This window comes from Erwinia sp. V71 (genome assembly GCF_965644245.1).
Classification (GTDB): Bacteria; Pseudomonadota; Gammaproteobacteria; order Enterobacterales; family Enterobacteriaceae; genus Erwinia.
Window position 1 is genome coordinate 41,033 of sequence record NZ_CBFFRK010000008.1, and the last position, 19,955, is coordinate 60,987.

The 19,955-nt window shown below is 56.3% G+C and carries 19 protein-coding genes; 5 read left to right on the forward strand and 14 right to left on the reverse strand.

The window, feature by feature from the left end; all coding sequences use genetic code 11:
- Positions 1-226: 226 nt before the first annotated feature.
- Complete coding sequence (gene dinB / locus ACSZO1_RS03195) at positions 227-1,282, reverse strand: DNA polymerase IV (protein ID WP_437609451.1); 1,056 nt, start codon at positions 1,280-1,282, stop codon at positions 227-229.
- Between the two features lie 205 nt (positions 1,283-1,487).
- On the opposite strand from dinB, the gene dpaA reads away from it, so the two are divergent.
- Positions 1,488-2,231 (forward strand): peptidoglycan meso-diaminopimelic acid protein amidase, encoded by a 744-nt coding sequence (dpaA, locus tag ACSZO1_RS03200; protein ID WP_437609453.1) that lies wholly within the window; start codon positions 1,488-1,490, stop codon positions 2,229-2,231.
- On the opposite strand, the gene ACSZO1_RS03205 is transcribed toward dpaA, so the two are convergent.
- On the reverse strand, positions 2,202-2,969 hold the full coding sequence (locus ACSZO1_RS03205; protein ID WP_437609525.1) for a class II glutamine amidotransferase: 768 nt from the start codon (positions 2,967-2,969) through the stop codon (positions 2,202-2,204). The genes dpaA and ACSZO1_RS03205 overlap by 30 nt on opposite strands.
- Before the next feature lie 58 nt (positions 2,970-3,027).
- Positions 3,028-3,606, reverse strand: coding sequence for a D-sedoheptulose 7-phosphate isomerase (gene lpcA / locus ACSZO1_RS03210; RefSeq protein ID WP_437609455.1), 579 nt, complete (start codon positions 3,604-3,606; stop codon positions 3,028-3,030).
- 222 nt (positions 3,607-3,828) lie between these two features.
- Here lpcA and fadE point away from each other — a divergent pair, with 222 nt between their 5' ends.
- Positions 3,829-6,273 carry an acyl-CoA dehydrogenase FadE gene (gene fadE / locus ACSZO1_RS03215; RefSeq protein ID WP_437609457.1) on the forward strand — a complete coding sequence of 815 codons (2,445 nt, stop codon included), beginning with the start codon at positions 3,829-3,831 and terminating at the stop codon, positions 6,271-6,273.
- Positions 6,274-6,517: 244 nt separating this feature from the next.
- Here fadE and mtnK read toward each other — a convergent pair whose 3' ends face one another.
- Positions 6,518-7,717, reverse strand: coding sequence for an S-methyl-5-thioribose kinase (mtnK, locus tag ACSZO1_RS03220; protein WP_437609459.1), 1,200 nt, complete (start codon positions 7,715-7,717; stop codon positions 6,518-6,520).
- Between the two features lie 119 nt (positions 7,718-7,836).
- On the opposite strand from mtnK, the gene mtnA reads away from it, so the two are divergent.
- Positions 7,837-8,859, forward strand: coding sequence for an S-methyl-5-thioribose-1-phosphate isomerase (gene mtnA / locus ACSZO1_RS03225; protein ID WP_437609461.1), 1,023 nt, complete (start codon positions 7,837-7,839; stop codon positions 8,857-8,859).
- 149 nt (positions 8,860-9,008) lie between these two features.
- Here the strand turns inward: mtnA and ACSZO1_RS03230 are convergent, their stop codons facing one another.
- The 3 genes from ACSZO1_RS03230 to ACSZO1_RS03240 are packed head-to-tail and all read right to left on the reverse strand — an operon-like array spanning position 9,009 to position 10,848.
- Positions 9,009-9,551 carry a 1,2-dihydroxy-3-keto-5-methylthiopentene dioxygenase gene (locus tag ACSZO1_RS03230; protein ID WP_437609463.1) on the reverse strand — a complete coding sequence of 181 codons (543 nt, stop codon included), beginning with the start codon at positions 9,549-9,551 and terminating at the stop codon, positions 9,009-9,011.
- The gene (mtnC, locus tag ACSZO1_RS03235) at positions 9,548-10,237 is read right to left on the reverse strand and encodes an acireductone synthase (RefSeq protein ID WP_437609465.1); all 690 of its coding nucleotides are present in this window, start codon (positions 10,235-10,237) and stop codon (positions 9,548-9,550) included. The genes ACSZO1_RS03230 and mtnC overlap by 4 nt, the downstream gene beginning before the upstream one ends.
- A complete protein-coding gene (locus tag ACSZO1_RS03240) occupies positions 10,234-10,848 on the reverse strand; it encodes a methylthioribulose 1-phosphate dehydratase (protein ID WP_437609468.1) in 615 nt (204 codons plus the stop codon). Before ACSZO1_RS03240 ends, mtnC begins: the two co-directional genes overlap by 4 nt.
- A 174-nt stretch (positions 10,849-11,022) precedes the next feature.
- Between ACSZO1_RS03240 and ACSZO1_RS03245 the strand changes: the two genes are divergently transcribed.
- Both ACSZO1_RS03245 and ACSZO1_RS03250 read left to right on the forward strand, forming a co-directional pair.
- Complete coding sequence (locus tag ACSZO1_RS03245) at positions 11,023-12,183, forward strand: pyridoxal phosphate-dependent aminotransferase (RefSeq protein ID WP_437609470.1); 1,161 nt, start codon at positions 11,023-11,025, stop codon at positions 12,181-12,183.
- Positions 12,171-12,938, forward strand: coding sequence for an amidohydrolase (locus ACSZO1_RS03250; RefSeq protein ID WP_437609472.1), 768 nt, complete (start codon positions 12,171-12,173; stop codon positions 12,936-12,938). Before ACSZO1_RS03245 ends, ACSZO1_RS03250 begins: the two co-directional genes overlap by 13 nt.
- A 502-nt stretch (positions 12,939-13,440) precedes the next feature.
- Here ACSZO1_RS03250 and hpxK read toward each other — a convergent pair.
- From hpxK to hpxU, 7 genes are all read right to left on the reverse strand, one after another.
- Positions 13,441-14,727 (reverse strand): allantoate amidohydrolase, encoded by a 1,287-nt coding sequence (gene hpxK, locus ACSZO1_RS03255; RefSeq protein ID WP_437609474.1) that lies wholly within the window; start codon positions 14,725-14,727, stop codon positions 13,441-13,443.
- The gene (locus tag ACSZO1_RS03260) at positions 14,727-15,965 is read right to left on the reverse strand and encodes a pyridoxal-phosphate-dependent aminotransferase family protein (protein ID WP_437609476.1); all 1,239 of its coding nucleotides are present in this window, start codon (positions 15,963-15,965) and stop codon (positions 14,727-14,729) included. Before ACSZO1_RS03260 ends, hpxK begins: the two co-directional genes overlap by 1 nt.
- A gap of 39 nt (positions 15,966-16,004) precedes the next feature.
- A complete protein-coding gene (locus ACSZO1_RS03265) occupies positions 16,005-16,742 on the reverse strand; it encodes an amino acid ABC transporter ATP-binding protein (protein WP_437609478.1) in 738 nt (245 codons plus the stop codon).
- Positions 16,723-17,379, reverse strand: coding sequence for an amino acid ABC transporter permease (locus tag ACSZO1_RS03270; protein WP_437609526.1), 657 nt, complete (start codon positions 17,377-17,379; stop codon positions 16,723-16,725). Before ACSZO1_RS03270 ends, ACSZO1_RS03265 begins: the two co-directional genes overlap by 20 nt.
- Positions 17,379-18,044 carry an amino acid ABC transporter permease gene (locus tag ACSZO1_RS03275; protein WP_437609480.1) on the reverse strand — a complete coding sequence of 222 codons (666 nt, stop codon included), beginning with the start codon at positions 18,042-18,044 and terminating at the stop codon, positions 17,379-17,381. Before ACSZO1_RS03275 ends, ACSZO1_RS03270 begins: the two co-directional genes overlap by 1 nt.
- Before the next feature lie 10 nt (positions 18,045-18,054).
- Entirely contained in the window at positions 18,055-18,840 is a 786-nt protein-coding gene (locus ACSZO1_RS03280) for a transporter substrate-binding domain-containing protein (RefSeq protein WP_437609483.1), read from the reverse strand.
- Positions 18,841-19,034: 194 nt separating this feature from the next.
- Entirely contained in the window at positions 19,035-19,874 is an 840-nt protein-coding gene (gene hpxU, locus ACSZO1_RS03285; RefSeq protein WP_437609485.1) for a MurR/RpiR family transcriptional regulator HpxU, read from the reverse strand.
- Positions 19,875-19,955 lie beyond the last annotated feature (81 nt).

Here is a 19,955-nt window from a genome sequence, read left to right on the forward strand (position 1 = left end):
CGCAGGGAACCCGGTCAGCTCCGGAAAGTCGCAAGATCTGTCATCCATGACAGCTCGGCCCGCGCCGTCCCTGGCGCGGGACGCTTTCCTTCTCTGACCGGGCACCCTGCGCATTAAAATTTATGTGTTGCTTCCAGATTCCGCACACATCCAGCGTTGAGTAAACAGGTTGCCACCCGAACTGCCGTAGTTTGAGTAAGCCAGCAGTCAACAATGGATTCAGTCACTACCAGCCCAGTACCAGTTGCCGCTCCAGTTGCGGATGCAGCAGGCTGACATGCAATCCCACCAGCCGCACCCCGCGTTCGCCGCGCCGCTCATCCCAGGTTTTCTTTGCCAGTTCGATTAAATCGTCTTTATTCAGCACCGGCCAGACATGCTCCTGCGTCGTCAGCTGGAAATCATTGAACTTCAGTTTTACACCCTGACGGGCAATCTGCCGGTCCGGCTTAATCGCCGTTAAGCGCCGTTCCAGCTCGTCGTACAGCCAGTCGAGGATTTTCAGGCACTCCTCCCAGCTATGGATATCTTCCGACAACGTGCGTTCCACACCGAGGGACTTGCGTTCGCGTTCCGTAATCACGTCACGGTTATCAATACCGTGGCTGCGTTCCCACAGCACACGACCAAATTTGCCAAAGCGTTTTAGCAACATCGCCAGGTCGCTGTTTTGCACATCCGCGCAGGTCAGCAATCCCATCTCCTCCAGCTTTTTGCCGGTCACCTTACCCACACCGGGAATTTTCACCAGCGGCAGCGTCAGCAAAAAATCAGGCATCTGTTCAGGGGTAATCACAAACTGGCCGTTGGGTTTATTCAGATCGGAAGCAATCTTGGCGAGAAACTTAATCGGTGCGATACCGGCGGAGGCTGTCAGTTGCAGTTCATCGGCAATGCACTGACGGATTTCACGCGCCATTAAGGTCGCAGATCCCTGGCAATGCGGGCTGTCGGTGACATCCAGATAGGCTTCATCCAGCGACAACGGCTCCACCAGCGTGGTATAACGCGAGAAAATTTCACGAATATGCGCCGACGCGGCCTTGTAGGCATCGAAACGTCCCGGGATGACTTTCAGCTGCGGGCAGAGTTTCAGCGCCATCGCGGTCGACATCGCGCTGCGCACGCCATATTTGCGCGCCGGATAATTAGCCGTGCTAATCACACCACGCTGTTTCTGGCTGCCACCAATGGCAATGGGAATATCGCGTAAACGGGGATCATCGCGCATTTCGACGGCGGCAAAGAAGCAGTCCATATCGACATGAATGATTTTACGCATAGACCCTCCGATTTACTGGATAAGCACACAGTTAAATTACAAAATGATCAGCAATAATCGTTACGCGCATCTTGATAAAAAAATCAACAATGCTAATGTTCAGCTGCGATAGCGGAATTTTCCGATAATGCAAGCAGACGACGTGAACGCCATCGCAAGGTTGATACGTCAGAAAAATAACACCCTCTATATCAAGGGAAGCAGAATGGGCAAAATCGCACTGTTGTTTGCGATGATTTTTATGCCTGCCGTTTGTCTGGCTAGTGTCACTGAACCTGTTCAGCCACTGGCGCCGGTAAGCAAAGAATTAAAGAAACAATTACTGGGTACACCGCTCTATATCCAGATCTTCAAAGAAGAACGTACACTTGAGCTGTATGGCAAAATCGGCAACGAATATCGTCTGCTGGACAGCTATCGCATCTGTAATTTCTCCGGCGGCCTGGGGCCGAAAAAACGTCAGGGTGATTTCAAAAGCCCGGAAGGTTTTTACACCATCAGCCAGCGCCAGTTAAAACCCGACAGCCGTTTCTACCGCGCGATCAATATCGGTTTCCCGAATGAATATGATCGTCAGCAGGGCTACGACGGTAAGTATCTGATGATTCATGGTGACTGCGTATCGATTGGCTGCTATGCCATGACCAACGCGTATATGGATGAGATTTTTACTTACGTGAATGCGGCGCTGCGCAATGGTCAGTCAGAAATTAATCTGAACATCTATCCGTTCCGTATGACGGAGAGCAATATGCAGCGCCACCGTAACTCTTACTACCTGAGTTTCTGGAAGCAGCTGCAGCCGGGCTATCAGTGGTTTGTCGATCATCGCCAGCCACCGGCTGTCAGCGTCAATAATGGCCAGTATGTGATGAACAGCAATCCGCTGCCCGGCACCCCACCTGCGGCGCAGAGCGGATCATTTCTCGCGCTCACCCAGACAAAATAGTGCCCACTCGCCTGGAGCAATCTTGTTCCAGGTTTCATTGCCGGTGAGCGGCTGAGTGGCAATCACCGTGACCACGTCGTTTGGCGTGGTCTGCTGCTGAAAATCAATCTCCACATCCTGATCAAGCAGTTTGGCTGTGCCAAACGGTGCACGACGCGTGATCCAGAACAGATTGGTGGAGCAGAACGCCATCAGATAACGCCCGTCCGACAGCAGCATATTAAACACACCTTTCTCGCGCAGCTGCGCCGCCAGTTCAGCGATATAGCGGAACACCGCAGGCCAGTTGCCGGGCGTGCGCGGATAACGGGTGCTCAGCTGATGCAGCAGCCAGCAGAAGGCCTGTTCACTGTCGGTCTCCCCCACCGGACGAAACTGCCCGGTTTCCAGCTGGCGGTAACCTTTCAGCTGTCCGTTATGCGCATAGGTCCAGTTGCGTCCCCACAGTTCGCGGGTAAACGGATGGGTATTTTCCAGTGATACTTCACCGCGGTTCGCCTGGCGGATATGCGCCACCACCGAGTGGGATTTGATCGGGTAGTCCTGCACCAGACGCGCAATCGGCGAGTTAAAACTCGGCTGCGGATCTTTAAACGTGCGGCAACCTTTCCCTTCGTAGAAGGTAATCCCCCAGCCATCCTTATGCGGACCGGTGCCGCCGCCACGCTGTACCAGGCCGGTAAAGCTAAAGCAGATGTCCGTTGGGACGTTCGCGCTCATCCCGAGCAGTTCGCACATAGTGGTGACCTCAGAAATCAACTTATCACCTTCCCTGCCACAGCAGGAAAGGTGCGGCTTATTTTGCCATCTCTTTTTCAATTAACAGGATCAGGATATGGATCACTTTAATGTGGATTTCCTGAATGCGGTCAGCAAAACCGAAATGCGGTACACGGATTTCCACATCCGCTGCGCCATCCATTTTGCCGCCGTCTTTCCCGGTCAGGGTGATCACTTTCATCCCCTGGGCTCGGGCGGCCTCAATCGCTTTAATCACGTTGCCGGAATTGCCGGAGGTGGAAATACCCAGCAGCACATCGCCTGCACGCCCTACCGCTTCAATATAGCGAGAGAAGACATAGTCGTAGCCAAAGTCATTGCTGACGCAGGAGAGATGGCTGACATCAGAAATCGCAATCGCCGGATAACCCGGGCGATTCTCACGATAACGTCCAGTCAGTTCTTCGGCGAAATGCATCGCGTCGCAGTGAGAACCACCATTACCACAGGAAAGCACCTTGCCACCGGCCTTAAACGAGTCCGCCAGCAGCACCGCAGCACGCTGAATAGCGTGAAGATTGGCGTCATCACTGAGGAATTTGTTAAGAGTGTCGGCAGCTTCATTCAGCTCGGAGCGAATAATATCCTGGTACATACACATGTCCTTGGAGGAAAGAGATTGGCTCAAGTTTACCGGAATGAAGGTAAGGCGAAAAGCGCTCTGCCGCACAAGCCGCGGCTTTGACGTTTGATGCGACCGGAGTGTGAGCCAGGTTGTAATTATAATGTAAACGTATTGCTAACAAACTTTATCTGCTCTAAACCTGTAGTACACGCAAACAGGTCAGACCTCTTACAACTTACGGAGCGGTTCATTATGATGGTACTCAGTATTCTCGCGACGATTGTGCTGCTGGGCGCGCTGTTTTATCACCGCGTCAGCCTGCTCACCGGTAGCGCGCTGCTGCTGGTATGGACAGCCGCCATGGCGGCATTATCGCTGTGGACGCCCTGGTTGCTGCTGCCGCTGGCGATTATCCTGCTGCCATTTAATCTGCCGTCGCTGCGGCGCGCGATCTTCTCCCGGCCAGTGTTGCAAATTTTCCAGAAAGTGATGCCGCCAATGTCGCGCACGGAAAAAGAAGCGATTGATGCCGGCACCACCTGGTGGGAAGGCGATTTATTTCGCGGCAACCCCGACTGGCAAAAACTGCATAACTATCCGCAGCCACGCCTGACCGAAGCCGAACAGGCATTTATTGATGGCCCGGTGGAAGAAGCCTGCCGGATGGCTAACGATTTCCATATCACCCATGAGAGCGCCGATCTGCCGCCGGAACTGTGGGCGCACCTGAAAGAACACCGCTTCTTCGCCATGATTATCAAAAAAGAGTACGGCGGCCTCGACTTCTCTGCTTATGCTCAGGCCAAAGTGCTGCAGAAACTGGCGGGCGTTTCCGGCATTCTGGCGATTACCGTCGGCGTGCCAAACTCACTTGGCCCCGGCGAGCTGCTGCAACACTACGGCACCGATGAACAGAAAGATCACTATCTGCCACGCCTGGCGCGCGGTCAGGAGATCCCCTGCTTTGCGCTGACCAGCCCGGAAGCGGGTTCTGATGCTGGTGCCATCCCGGATACTGGCGTGGTCTGTATGGGTAACTGGCAGGGACAACAGGTGCTGGGTATGCGCCTGACGTGGAACAAGCGCTATATCACCCTCGCGCCGATAGCCACCGTACTGGGGCTGGCATTTAAACTGTCGGACCCGGACCATCTGCTGGGCGACACGGAAGATCTCGGCATCACCTGTGCACTGATCCCCACCAGCACACCGGGCGTGGAAATTGGCCGTCGCCACTTCCCGCTGAACGTACCGTTCCAGAACGGCCCGACGCGTGGTCAGGACATCTTTGTGCCGCTGGATTACATTATCGGCGGGCCGAAAATGGCCGGTCAGGGCTGGCGCATGCTGGTTGAATGCCTGTCTGTCGGACGTGGCATCACGCTGCCGTCAAACTCTACCGGCAGCCTGAAAAGTATTGCACTGGCGATTGGTGCTTACGCGCATATTCGTCGCCAGTTCAAACTGCCGATTGGTAAAATGGAAGGTATCGAAGAGCCGCTGGCGCGTATTGCCGGTAACGCTTATGTGATGGATGCCGCTGCTGCATTAATTACCTACGGCATTGTGCTGGGCGAAAAACCGGCGGTGCTGTCAGCAATTGTTAAATATCACTGCACCCACCGCGGCCAGCGCGCCATTGTCGACGCGATGGATATTGCCGGCGGCAAAGGTATTATGCTCGGCAGCAGCAACTTCCTGGCGCGCGCTTACCAGGGCGCGCCGATAGCCATTACCGTGGAAGGGGCGAACATTCTGACGCGCAGTATGATTATCTTTGGTCAGGGAGCGATTCGCTGCCACCCTTATGTGCTGCAGGAGATGGCCGCCGCGCAGGATCACGATGTTAACGCGTTCGATAAGGCACTGTTCAGCCATATCGGCCACGTCGGCAGCAATAAAATGCGCAGCCTGTGGCTGGGTCTGACTGCCGGTCGCACCAGTAAAGCACCGACACGCGACGCCACCCGTCGTTACTATCAGCATCTCAATCGTCTTAGCGCCAACCTCGCGCTGCTCTCCGATGTGTCCATGGCGGTACTCGGCGGCAGCCTGAAACGCCGTGAGCGCATTTCTGCGCGACTGGGTGACGTGCTGAGCCAGCTTTATCTGGCATCAGCGGCGCTGAAGCGTTATCAGGATGAAGGACGTCATGAAGCCGATCTGCCGCTGCTGCACTGGGGTGTACAGGATGCGCTGCATCAGGCGGAAAATGCCATTGACGACCTGCTGCGTAACTTCCCGAATCGTGCGATCGCCGCCCTGCTGCGTGGGGTGATCTTCCCGCTCGGTCGCCACTGCCGTGCACCATCGGATCAGCTGGATCATCAACTGGCGCGCATTCTGCAGGTGCCTTCCGCCACCCGTACCCGCCTGGGACGCGGTCAGTACCTGACGCCAGGCGAGAATAATCCGGCAGGTCTGCTGGAAGAAGCGCTGCAGGATGTGATGGCAGCGGAAGTGATCCACGACCGCCTGTGCAAACAGCTGAACAAGCACCTGTCGTTTACCCGCCTGGACAAGCTGGCGCAGCGTGGCCTGCAACAGGGCTGGATTAATCAGCAGGAAGCGGATGTGCTGACACGCGCAGAAGCCAGCCGCCTGCGCAGTATTAATGTCGATGATTTTGCAGCGGATGAGCTGGCGACGCGGCCGGTAAAAGAGGAAAAGCCGGCAAGAAAGATTGAGGCGGCTTAAGGAATCTTTGACGGAACCAGTATTCAGTACGTAAATACGGCAAGACAGCAACTCCCTGACTCAAGACGCAGGGAACACGGTTAGCGGAGGAAAGCGTCCCGCGCCATGGACGGCGCGGGCCGAGCGGCCATGGATGGCAGCATTTGCGTCTTTCCGGAGCTGACCGTGTTCCCTGCGCAGGCTCGATCGGTCAGCAACACAACTCAGGCTCGGAGCCATTGTGCTAAAGCTCCAAAGCTCTGCCTTAACCGTTCTGCCGCACCCGCGCAATCAGCGCATCAATATCCTGCACATGCGGTGCCGCCAGAATCAGCGCCCGGCCGAGACTGATAGCATGACGCAGACACTCATCGCGCATCGGCTCGCTGGCGATTTTTTTGATATCCGCCACCTGTGAAATCCCTACCGTACGACGAATCAGTTCAGTGCCGCAGAAACCAATGGTGTCACGCAGTACCTGCTGCAGAAACGCCTCGGCATAGCCCGGCCACGCCAGCGCCTGATCGCGGGTTTTCTCTGCCGCCAGTTCGCGGAAACGTCCGGTAAAGGCCTGCCACACTTCACGTACATCATTCAGACGCTGTTCGCGCCCTTCTGCCGCTTCACGCGCAGAGAGCAGTCCCGGCAGCGCACAGTAGTTAATCAGCAGGTTGCCAATCGCCGTGCCGACATCGAAGCCCATCGGACCATAGAAACCAAACTCAGCATCAATCGCTTTCAGGCTGTCCTGAGTGACAAAAATCGAACCGCTGTGGATGTCGCCGTGCAGCAGTGCCTGGGCATGGGACAGGAAACGGTGCTTCAGATCCGCGACGGCAATCTTCAGTTCATTATCGTCACGCAGCTCCGCGACAAAACTTTCCAGCGTCGCCGGGTAGGCATTACGCTCGTGCACCTGATACGGATCGTTAAAGAACAGATCTTCCGTCATCTCACACAATTCCGGGTTGGTGAACCGGATTACGTCCGCTTTTTTCGCATGCGGATGCTGGAAGAAATCAGAGGTATAGAACAGCGTCTGCGCCAGATATTCACCCACCTGCGAGGCCGCTTTCGGGAAATAACCGCCTTTCACCAGCTCGCCGCGCCAGATAGTGTGATCAGAGAGATCCTCCAGCACCATCACCGCTAAATCGGTATCGTAATGCAGCACATTCACCGTATGCTGCGGGCAAAACGTGCCATGTACTTTCAGCGTTTCCGCTTCCAGACGGGCGCGATCCAGCGTCAGTGGCCAGGATTCTCCGACCACGCGCACATACGGCAGCGCCTGTTTAACAATGATACGGCTGTTGCCTGAGGTGTCGAAAATCTTAAACACCAGGTTCAGGTTACCATCGCCAACTTCCTGTGCGTCCACCAGTGAAGCGGGATCGTCCAGTCCACCAAATTTTTGGGCATAATCCACAGCATCTGCGACAGTGAACGTACGGTATTGCGACATTGCCTTCATCCTCATCAAATCTTTTTATTCTTTCTCAGAACAAGCCGTTCAGACGTCTATACATCCGCATTGCATGTTGGCACAATATGCAGCATTAACGCAACATGGATTTAAACCACATGCAGACATTCAGCACCACCAGTTTACGCGTCCGTGACAATCAGCTCTCGATCCTCGACCAGCAGGCACTGCCGCAGGAAAAAATCTGGCACGCCACACCCAGCGTCGCCAGCCTGGTAGAACATATCCAGACGCTGCGTGTACGCGGCGCACCGCTGATTGGCCTCTCTGCCAGCCTGCTGCTGGCGCTGCTGGCGGAAAACGGCATGCCGAAAGCAGAACTGGCCAGCGCGCTGGAGGTGCTGCGGGCGGCGCGTCCTACCGCGGTTAATCTGATGAACAACCTCGACCGCATGAAGCAGGCATTGGCACAGGAAAATTTCGTCGCGGCACTGAGCGAGGAAGCGCTGCGGCTGGTGGCAGAAGATAAAGCGCTGTGCGACAGCATCGCCACGGCGGGCAGCGAGCTGGTGTCGCCGGGCAGCCGCCTGCTGACGCACTGCAACACCGGCGGTCTGGCGACGGCGGGTGTCGGCACCGCGCTGGGCGTGATCGCCCGCGCTCACCAGCAAGGTAAAGTGGCGAATGTCTGGGTGGATGAGACCCGCCCACTGCTGCAGGGGGGCCGTCTGACCGCCTGGGAACTGGGCGAACTGGGTGTACCGTATCAGCTGATTTGCGACTCGATGGCCGCCAGCCTGATGGGCCAGGGCAAAGTGGATGCCATCTGGGTTGGCGCAGACCGTATTGCCGCGAATGGCGATGTGGCGAATAAAATCGGCACTTACAGCCTGGCGGTGCTGGCACACCATCACGGCATTCCGTTCTATGTTGCCGCGCCACACACTACCATCGACAGACTGTGCCCGAACGGCGCTGCGATTCCTATTGAACAGCGCGATGCGCGTGAGGTCACGGGAGTGGCAGGCAGTTTTGGTCAGGTACAGTGGGCGCCGGAAAATGCCAGCGTGTACAACCCGGCGTTTGATGTCACGCCAGCAGCGCTGATCAGTGGCTGGGTGCTGGATACCGGTGTAGTGACACCGGATCAGGTGGCGGCAGGATTTTTCCAGCCGGATTAATCGGCGGACGCACAACATGCTCTGACGACGCCTTCCCCCGCAAGCGGGGGAAGGCTGGGATGGGGGAGCAGACAACTCAGCACTGTGCCACCGGTACCCCCTCCCTAACCCTCCCCCACACCTTGGGGGAGGGAACAGACTGCGGAACGTTACGGCAGACGCGGATAGGCGTCAGCAATCTTGTCGCCGGTAAAGTTCGCGATCCAGCCTTCCTGATTATCGAAAATACGGATAGCCGTAAAGTGCGGCGCAGAACCCATATCAAACCAGTGCGGCGTACCTGCAGGCACAGAGATCAGGTCATTCTTCTCACACAGGATCTGATAGATCTTGCCATCCAGGTGCAGGCAGAACAGCCCGGCACCTTCGACAAAGAAACGCACTTCATCTTCACCATGGGTATGCTCGGACAAAAACTTGGTGCGCAGCACCTCTTTCTGCGGGTTATCCGCACGCATGCTGATCACATCCCAGCTCTGATAACCCTTCTCTGCCACCAGACGATCAATCGCATGCTGATAGGCGTTGATCACGGTTTCAGCATCCGGATTTTCCCCCAGATCGCGATCGGCTTCCCAGCGTTCAAAGCGCACGTCTTTGGCATTCAGCTGCTGACGGATCGCGTCAGCATCGGTGCTGTGCCAGATCGGTTCACTGGCTTCGGTATCGGTAAAAATAGTCAATGCACTCATGAGGAAAACAGCTCCAGGTTGATCTGATCAAAACGGTTGACCTGACGATGGACGCTGAGCGCATCCGCCTCGCCGCGAATTAACTGCACGGTGTGCCAGCCTGCCTGCTGCGCCGCATCCAGTTCCTGATGGATATCGGACAGGAACAGCAGTTCACTGACGGGCAGATCGATCTGGCTGGCGATATTGCGGTAGGAGGACTCCTCACGCTTGGCGCCAACATGGGTATCGAAATAGCCACTAAATAGCGGAGTGATATCACCTTCGTCGCTGTAGTCAAATAACAATTTCTGCGCAGCTACTGAACCAGATGAATAAACATATAATGCAATGCCCTGTGCCTGCCACTGTTGCAGCGCGGGCAGCACATCCGGGTAAAGATGCCCTTTAAAATCGCCGTTCAGGTAACCTTCACGCCAGATCATGCCCTGCAGGGCTTTCAGCGGCGTGGATTTGCGATCTTCATCGATATACGTCAGCAGAGTCTGCGTCAGCTGTTCAAGGGTCGCATCCGGCTGTGCGATCTCAGCGCGCAGATCGTCCAGCGCGGCGCGGACGGCGTCTTCCTGCTGATGCGCCAGCAGCCAGGCTACCAGCCGCTCACGAGCGTAAGGGAACAAAATCGTATGCACAAAGCGAATATCGCTGGTGGTGCCTTCAATATCAGTGACAATCGCGCGGATCATTTGGCCTCCAGCAGGCGTCGTTGCATTTCACACAAAAACAGGAATTCCAGCCCTTCCAGATGCCGCTGCGCCTCAGCCACATCTTTGCCCCAGCAGGTCAGACCGTGTCCGCGCAGCAAAAAGCCGTAGCGCAGTGGGGTGTGCTGATGGAACGCTTCAAGGCGTTGTGCCAGCGCGTTGATATCCTGGTCATTATCAAACAGGGGAATCGCCACGCTGTCGAGATGAGAGTGCTGCCCGGCAAGGGTTTTCTGCATTTCATAGCCCTGCAGAATCAGCGCATTACCTTTTTCCACGCGGGACAGCACCGTGGAGTTGACGGTATGGGTATGCAACACCGCGCCGGTTTGCGGGAACAGACGATAAATTAAAGTATGCAGCCCGGTTTCCGCCGATGGTTTACGCCCGGAAGGCACATGGTTGCTGGCGATCTCCACCTGGATAAAGTCGTCCGATGTCAGGCTGCCTTTATCTTTACCGGATTCGCTGAGCAGGCAATGGCGGTCATCCTGACGCACCGACATATTGCCGCCCGTAGCCGGTGCCCAGCCTTTTGCGCCAATCCAGTGACAGGTCGCCACCAGCTGGTCTAATTGCGATAAAACCGTCATACCTTTCCTTATTTAACAGGTGATTGCGGCAGCACAGCTACCCGCATGCATCCCCCTCACCAGTTAACCTGAACACTGACGGGTATGGACGTCTATGCGTCTTGATTGCCAAATAGTAACATCGTGTTATAGTGGCTTCAACATGAAGAAACCAGCGCTAAAGGTCAGATACGCATGAGCCATACTCCCCTGATTCCCGAGAGCAAACTTCCGGCGCTCGGCACCACGATTTTCACGCAAATGAGCGCACTGGCGGCGCAGCATCAGGCCATTAACCTGTCGCAGGGTTTCCCTGATTTCGATGGTCCGGCGTACCTGCAGGAGCGTCTGGCATACCATGTCAGCCAGGGCGCGAACCAGTATGCCCCAATGACCGGCGTACAGCCGTTGCGCGAAGCGATTGCGGAGAAAACTGCCGCGCTGTATGGCCATAAACCCGATGCTAATAGCGATATTACCGTTACCGCCGGCGCCACCGAAGCACTGTATGCAGCGATTACCGCGCTGGTGCGTCCGGGCGATGAAGTGATTTGCTTCGACCCAAGCTACGACAGCTATGCCCCTGCCGTCACACTGGCGGGCGGCGTAATGAAGCGCATCGCACTGCAGCCACCAGCTTTTAAAGTCGACTGGCAGCAGTTCACGTCCCTGCTGTCGTCACGCACGCGACTGGTGATCCTCAATACGCCACACAACCCGTCGGCGACGGTATGGCAGCAGAGTGACTTTGCTGCGCTGTGGCAGGCGATTGCCAGCCAGGAGATCTACGTCCTGAGCGATGAAGTGTACGAGCATATCTGCTTTGCCGCTGAAGGCCATGCCAGCGTGCTGGCACATGCGCAGCTGCGTGAACGCGCTATCGCCGTCTCCTCGTTCGGTAAAACCTTCCATATGACTGGCTGGAAAGTGGGTTACTGCGTGGCACCCGCGGCACTGAGTGCGGAAATTCGTAAAGTGCACCAGTATCTGACTTTCTCAGTGAATACCCCGGCACAGCTGGCGCTGGCGGATATGCTGCGCGAGCAGCCAGAGCACTACCGCGAGCTGCCGGACTTTTATCGTGCGCGCCGCGACCGTTTTGTCCAGGCGCTGGCGAGCAGTCGTCTGGAGCTGCTGCCGTGCGAAGGCACCTACTTCTTACTGGCGGATTACAGCGCCATTTCCGATCTGGATGATGTCAGCTTCTGCCAGTGGCTGACCAAAGAGGCTGGCGTGGCGGCGATCCCGCTGTCCGTATTCTGCGCCGATCCTTTCCCTCATAAACTGATCCGCCTGTGCTTCGCGAAACAGGAAGCCACGCTGGATGCTGCTGCGGAGCGCCTGTGTCAACTTTGAATCTGACGGTATTGCAACAACCGCTGGTCTGGATGGATGGCGAAGCGAACCTGCGCCATTTTGATACCCTGCTGGCGGATATTCGCGGACGCGACCTGATTCTGCTGCCGGAAATGTTCACCACCGGTTTTGCCATGGAAGCGGCGCAATCCTCACTGCCGCAGGCGCGGGTGGTGGAGTGGTTGCACGGCCACGCACAAGCCACGAATGCGCTGGTGGGCGGCAGTGCAGCAATTCAGACGGAGAAAGGCGCGGTCAACCGTTTCCTGCTGGTGGAGCCGAACGGCACACTGCACAGTTATGATAAGCGTCATCTGTTCCGTATGGCAGATGAACACCACCATTATCAGGCAGGTGAAACGCGCGAAATTATTGAGTGGCGCGGCTGGCGTATTCTGCCGCAGATTTGCTACGACCTGCGTTTCCCGGTGTTTTCACGCAATCAGAACGACTACGATCTGGCGCTGTACGTGGCGAACTGGCCGGCGCCGCGCGCTCTGCACTGGCAGTCGTTGCTGCTGGCGCGTGCTATCGAAAACCAGGCGTATGTCGCAGGCTGTAACCGCGTCGGCAGTGACGGCAACCAGCATCAGTACAGTGGCGACAGCCGGATTATCAGTCCACTCGGTGAGATGCTGGCGACAGCTGAACCTTATCAGGCCGCGCGTCTGGACGCAGAGCTGTCACTCGAAGCCCTGCGCGAGTATCGTGAACGCTTTCCTGCGTGGCGCGATGCCGACAGCTTTAGCCTCTGACACGGTGTCAGAGGCTTAAAAACAATCCGCCCGCAGAAAGTGTACTTTCTGCGGGCGGATTGTTTTCCATCATACTGTTGCGTTTCGTTAACAATGCTTACCAGTTACTCCACACAACCTTCCATTCCACTGATTCTCGATTACTGCATCCGGTATCATCGCCGTGACAACAAAATCAACTCCGGCGTTAATTATTATAACAACCTGATACCTCGGTCATTTCCCTAGTGTTAGCCTTGCTTATGGAAGAAGTTAAGGCAAATTATGCCAATAAATTCGTCTGAATCAATGCCTGCGCCATGCGATGTTAAACGAAACAATAACATTTGCTGAGAAAAAATATTGTCTTGTTTTTCAAACGAAAAAGGGAAATATCGCCGTCATAAGCCAGTAATATCACGTGATAACGACGGAAAATAAAGAACAAAACACCAAAGTTCATCATAAATTAATTAGAATTACTTAGGTGTTTTTTTACCTGAACGAAGATATTTTCTGGAAATTACTGGAAAACTTCAGAGCCAGAATCAGAACGACTGGCGAGATCATGCACCGCCTGCAAATACGCCTGCAACGCCGTCGCGACATCCTGCGCCATGACGGATTCTGCCGGATGATGGCTGATACCACGATCGCAGCGAACAAACAGCATGCCCACCGGCCAGCGCTCGGCAATCGCTATCGCATCATGTCCCGCGCCGCTCGGCAGTGACAGTGCCGCACCCTGCGCCTGCATCACCGCTCGGGTCAGCGCCGCCTGTAAGCCGCTGTCACAACGCGTGGCATCAATACGATAATATTCTTCCGCACTGAAGCGCAGTCCGCGACGCTGAGCGATCGCCTGCGCCGTCTCCAGCAATTCAGCCAGTAACGCCGCCAGCGGCTGATCTTCCGGCCCGCGCACATCCAGCGTCAGATGCACCTCACCCGGGATCACGTTCACCGCCCCCGGTGAGCACTGTAATGTGCCAAAGGTCGCGACTAAGTGCGGGTTACATTCTGTCGTGCGTTTTTCGGCATACAGCATCCACTCAGCCGCCGCCGCCAGCGCATCTTTACGCTGCTGCATCGGCACCGTTCCTGCATGCCCGGCTTCACCAATAAAACGGCAGTTCAGCCGGCGTGCGCCGTTAATCGCCGTCACCACGCCCAGTGGCAGTTGTGCCTGTTCCAGACACGGCCCCTGCTCAATATGCAGCTCCAGATAGGCGACGATATCGCTCACCTGACGTGCCGCCTGAGCAATATTGCCCGCATCCAGCCCGGCGGTGCGCAGTGCTTCGGCGACGCTGATGCCCTCCGCATCCTGCTGTTCCAGCCAGCCTGACGGCCAGGTGCCGGTAATACCCCGGCTGCCCAGTAACGTGATGCCGAAACGCGTGCCCTCTTCATCACCAAAACCGACAATCTCAATCGCCAGCGGCAGGCGCAGCTGGTGCTGATGCAGCCACTGTACGGTTTCAATCGCCGTCAGCACGCCCAGCATACCGTCATAACGACCGGCATCGCGCACCGTATCGAGATGCGATCCCAGTAACAGCGCTGGCGCGCCGGGCTGGACGCCTTCATAACGACCACAAATATTGCCAACACTGTCCTGCCATACCTGCATCCCCGCCGCCTGCATCCACTCACCCACGTGCGCGTTGGCACGCAGATGTTCCGGCGACAAATAGACGCGAGTCAGTTGCCCGGCAGTTTCGCTGATTTCCGCCAGCGCATCGCAGCGAGCCATCACCCGGGCAGCAGCCTGCGCCGCCGCATCGGCACTCATCAGGCAGTCACCCATTAACGGCTCCCGTTGCTGTAGTGATCCCATGCCGCCTGCAGCGCAGCGCCCTGGGTAGTGTTAAAGCCGAGGTGGTTCAGCACCGCTTCCAGCGCCGCCAGCGTCTGCAGCACGCAATCTTTGCGCGCGTTATAGCCCATGGTGCCGATACGCCACACTTTGCCCACCAGCGGACCAAACGAGGTGCCAATTTCGATGCCAAAATCTTCCAGCATCAGCTTACGCACCTGATCGCCATTGACGCCCTGCGGGATCACCACCCCCAGTACGTTGTTCATTTTGTGGTTTAAATCGCCGAAGGTTTCCAGCCCCATCCCCTGAATCCCGGCCAGCAGCGCATCGCCGTGCAGTTTATGGCGCGCAATGCTGTTATCCAGCCCTTCCTGCAGGATCAGACGCGCGCATTCACGTGCGCCAAACAGCGCCGTGGTGGCTTCCGTGTGATGGTTCAGCCGCTCCGGTCCCCAGTAATCCATAATCATGCCGAGGTCGAAGTAGTTGGAGTAGATCATCTCATCTTCGCCATCCTGATGGTCGGCGGTGCGGATGCCCTCTTCTACACATTTGCGCTTGCGGATCACCGCTTCCATCTGCGGACTCAGGGTGATCGGAGACGTACCGGAAGGACCGCCGAGGCACTTCTGCATCCCGGCGGAGATTGCATCCAGTCCCCAGGCATCGGTTTCCAGCGGATTACCACCAAAGGAGGCGGTGGCATCGGTGTAGAACAGCACGCCATACTGACGGCAGATTTCACCCAGTTTCTCCAGCGGCTGCAGCATAGTGGTGGACGTATCGCCCTGCACCGTCAGCAGCAGACGCGGGCGCACTTTCTTAATCGCGTCTTCAATCTGGTCCGGGCTGAACACTTCGCCCCACGGCACCTCGATGGTATGCACTTCGGCGCGGCAGCGGCGGGCGATTTCACACAGCAGATGACCGAAACGGCCAAATACCGGCACCAGCACTTTGTCGCCCGGACGAATCGCCGACAGCAGAATGGCTTCAATACCGGCGCGGGAGGTGCCATTAATCAGCATCGTCCAGCGATTTTCAGTGCGGAACAGCGCACGATACAGCGCCATCACCTCATTCATATACTGCGTCATCGCCGGATCGTACTGACCCAGCAACTGGCTCGACATGGCGCGCAGCACGCGCGGATCGGCGTTAATCGGTCCTGGCCCCATCAGCAGACGTTGCGGCGGATTGATTTGTGGGTACTGCGTGATATCCATTTTGAGTTCCTTATGCATGCATCCTGATGCGGGCCTGGATTAATTGAGGCCGCGCACCGAGGAGATAAACTGTTTCAGCTCTGCCGTTTGCGGACTGGCAAACAGCTCACGGCTGTCACCCTGCTCCCACACTTTCCCCTGATGCATAAACACCACGCGGTCACCGACTTCACGGGCGAAGTTCATCTCATGGGTCACCAGAATCAGCGTCATGCCTTCCTGTGCCAGTTGTTCCAGCACTTTCAGCACCTCGCCGACCAGCTCAGGGTCAAGCGCCGAGGTGATTTCATCGCACAGCAACACTTTTGGCGACATCGCCAGCGCACGGGCAATCGCCACACGCTGCTGCTGACCGCCGGAGAGGTTCGCCGGGTAGTAGTCGAGACGATCGCCCAGCCCCACTTTTTCCAGCATCTGTGCGGCCAGCTGACGGCACTCGCTCTCTTTCTTTTTCAGCACCCGACGCGGCGCCAGCATGACGTTTTCCAGCGCAGTCATATGCGGGAACAGGTTAAAGTTCTGGAACACCATACCCACTGAACGACTGATGTCGCGCGCCTGCGAGTCACGGTCGGTAATGGTCATACCGCCCAGTTTAATGCTGCCTTCCTGATATCCTTCGAGGCCGTTAATGCAGCGTAACAGGGTACTTTTACCCGAGCCGCTGCGACCGATAATCGAGATGACCTGCCCCATTTCGATATCCAGGTCGACGCCTTTCAGTACATGGTTTTTACCGTAATACTTCTGAACCTGATTAATGGTGATGAGCGGCATTGAATTTCTTCTCCAGATACTGGCTGTAGCGAGACAGCGGATAACACATCAGGAAGTAGCCCAGCGCCACCAACCCGAAGACTTTAAACGGCTGATAAGTCACATTATTCAGAATCGTGCCGGCTTTGGTCAGTTCGACGAAGCCGATAATCGATGCCAGCGCAGTGCCTTTCACCACCTGTACGGCAAAGCCGACAGTAGGCGCGATAGCGATACGCACCGCCTGCGGCGCGACCACGCGGTACAGCGTCTGCCCAAAACTGAGGCCCAGACAGCGTGAGGCTTCCCACTGCCCTTTCGGCAACGCGTTGATGCTGCCGTACCAGATATCGAGCAAAAAGGCGCTGGTGTACAGCGTCAGCGCCAGTGCGGCGGCAGTCCAGGGAGCAACATCAATCCCGAACAGCGCGACGCCGAAAAACGCCAGAAACAGCTGCATCAGCAGCGGCGTGCCCTGAAACAGCTCGACGTAGCCACGGATCAGACGCAACGCCCAGCGGCGACGTGTCAGGCGCAGCAGCAACAGCGGTAACGTCACCAGCGTGCCGCCAAAAAACGCCGTCAGCGACAGTAACAGTGTCCAGCGCGCAGCCAGCAGCAAATTGCGCAGGATGTCCCAGTCAGTGAAAGTATTCATCATGGGTGATCTCCAAACCATTTGCGCCCGGCGGCGAGTAACAGCTGACGCATGGCAATCGACAGCGCCAGATACATCAGTGTTGTCACCAGATAGACTTCAAAACTTAAAAAGGTGCGCGACTGAATCAGGTTGGCGGCGAAGGTCAGCTCTTCATACGAGACCTGCGACACCACCGACGAGCCGAGCATCACGATAATGCACTGGCTCACCAGTGCCGGATAAATGCGTTTCAGCGACGGCGGCAGCACCACGCGAATAAAGGTCTGCGTGCGAGTCAGCCCCAGCACGCGTCCCGCTTCCCACTGCCCTTTTGGCGTCACCTGAATCCCGGCGCGAATAATCTCGGTGCTGTACGCACCAAGGTTAATCAGCATCGCCAGCAGCGCGGCTTCACCGGCTGTCAGTTTGACGCCCATGTTCGGCAGGCCAAAGACGATAAAAAACAGCTGTACGACAAACGGCGTATTGCGGATCAGCTCCACATAGCCGCCCCACAGGCGGCTCAGCAGCGACGGCTTACCACAGCGTAGAGCAGCGCCAAAAATACCCAGCCCCACACCACCAATCGTTGCCAGCACCGTCAGCTGGATCGTGACCCACAGACCGGACAACAGTTCCGGCCAGTGGGGCCACAGTGCGGCAAAGTCGAGTTGTCCGATCATACCGCCGTCCTTACGCGCCTAAATCCGCTGGCAGTGGCGCTTTCAGCCACTCTTCCGACAGCGCGTTCAGCGTCTTGTCCTGAATCGCCTGTTCGATCAGCGCATTCACTTTCTCTTTCAGCGCAGGCTCGTTTTTACGCAGGCCGATAAAGCACGGTGAATCTTTCAGCATAAATTTCGCCACTGGCGCTTTTTCCGCGTTCTGGCGCGCAATCGCGGCAACCACCAGGTTACCGGTCGCGACATACTGCACCTGACCCGAGAGGTAAGCAGACAGCGTGGTGTTGTTATCTTCATAACGCTTCACCTGCGCGTCTTTCGGCGCCACGTCGGTCAGCACCATATCTTCGACTGCGCCACGGGTGACCCCAATAGACTGGCCGTTCAGCCCGGCGGCATCTTTCAGCAGTGAGTCTTTCGGACCGAATACACCGAGGAAGAACGGCGCATACGCACGACTGAAATCGATCACTTTTTCACGCTCAGCATTTTTACCCATGCTGGAGATCACCAGATCGACTTTGTCGGTTTGCAGATAAGGTACGCGGTTAGCACTGGTGACAGGAACCAGCTGTAACTTTAGTTTCATCTCTTTGGCGATATACTTCGCCATATCGATGTCATAACCCTGCGGTTGCAGGTCGGTTCCCACAGAACCGAACGGCGGGAAATCCTGTGGTACGGCGATGCGAATCACGCCACGTTTCTGGATATCCTGTAACTGATCCGCCATCGCGCTGGTGACTTGCGTGAACATCAGCGCTGCGCCCATCACTGCCATCAATGCTCTTTTCATCATCATACCCCGGTTTGTGAATTATGAAACAAAAGATTCTTGGATATACATTCTGCAACTAATGTGCCAGGACGGAATCTGCCGTGCGATTTTTCTTAACGGCAGATTTTATCAGGACTGACGGGGAAAATGCGGTGACGAAAGACCGCGACAGGTTGAACCAAAAAGAGGCAAAGCACCAAAATGGTGCCCCGTCAGCGTTGTTCCAGCTCGTCGAGATGCTGATACAGGTCAGCGATTTGATGAATGCGCTGCCGTCCCTGTGCTAATAATTCATGCAGCAACGCATTCGACAGCAGGTTAATCACACTCATTGCCGAGGCGTAACTGTCAAACGCCGAGACACTGTCCAGCGGGGCGCTCAGTTGCCAGCTCGCCAGCGCCGACACGCTCTGGGCCTGTGGTTCACAGATCAGCAGCACCGGGATGCCATTCTGCTGCAGCTGCTGCAACAGCGGTTTGATGATGCGCGGACGACGGCGAAACGCCACCACCACCACCAGATCCTGAGGTGTGATATCCACCAGCTCTTCCGCCAGTGTCTGACCAGGCTGAGGCAGCAGACTCACCTGCGCCCGTGCCTGCAGCAGCTGCTGGCGCAGGTGCAGCGCCACCGGATAAGAGTTACGCATACCGACAATCAGCACCCGCTGGCTGCTGCACAGCGCCTGAATAATCTCGCCAAACTGCAGGGCATCGATGCTGTTCACCCACTGCGTCAGGTTCGCCATCTCCTGCTTGTAATGGCGCGCCAGCAGCGTGTTGCCCTGCACCGCATCGCGGTTATCGGTTAACGGCATACCACTCTGGCGCAGCGTGCGCAGTTCATCGCGCATATCTTTATATTTTTCATAGCCCAAGCGTTTAAACAGGCGACTGACTGTGGCTTTCGATACGCCACTCAGCCGGGCCAGCTCGGCGCTGTTATAACTGATCAGATCATCAAAATGGTCGAAGACAAAATCTGCAATGCGCTGCTCCTGCGGCGACAGCTGCGAATACTGGCTTCTCAGACGTTCATCAAGTTGTTGCATGGCGATCTCTTGTAACTTTTGTTTCAGCTGAACATAACATAACCTGAGTATCTGGCAACCTGGAACAGCTCTTGCTTCCCA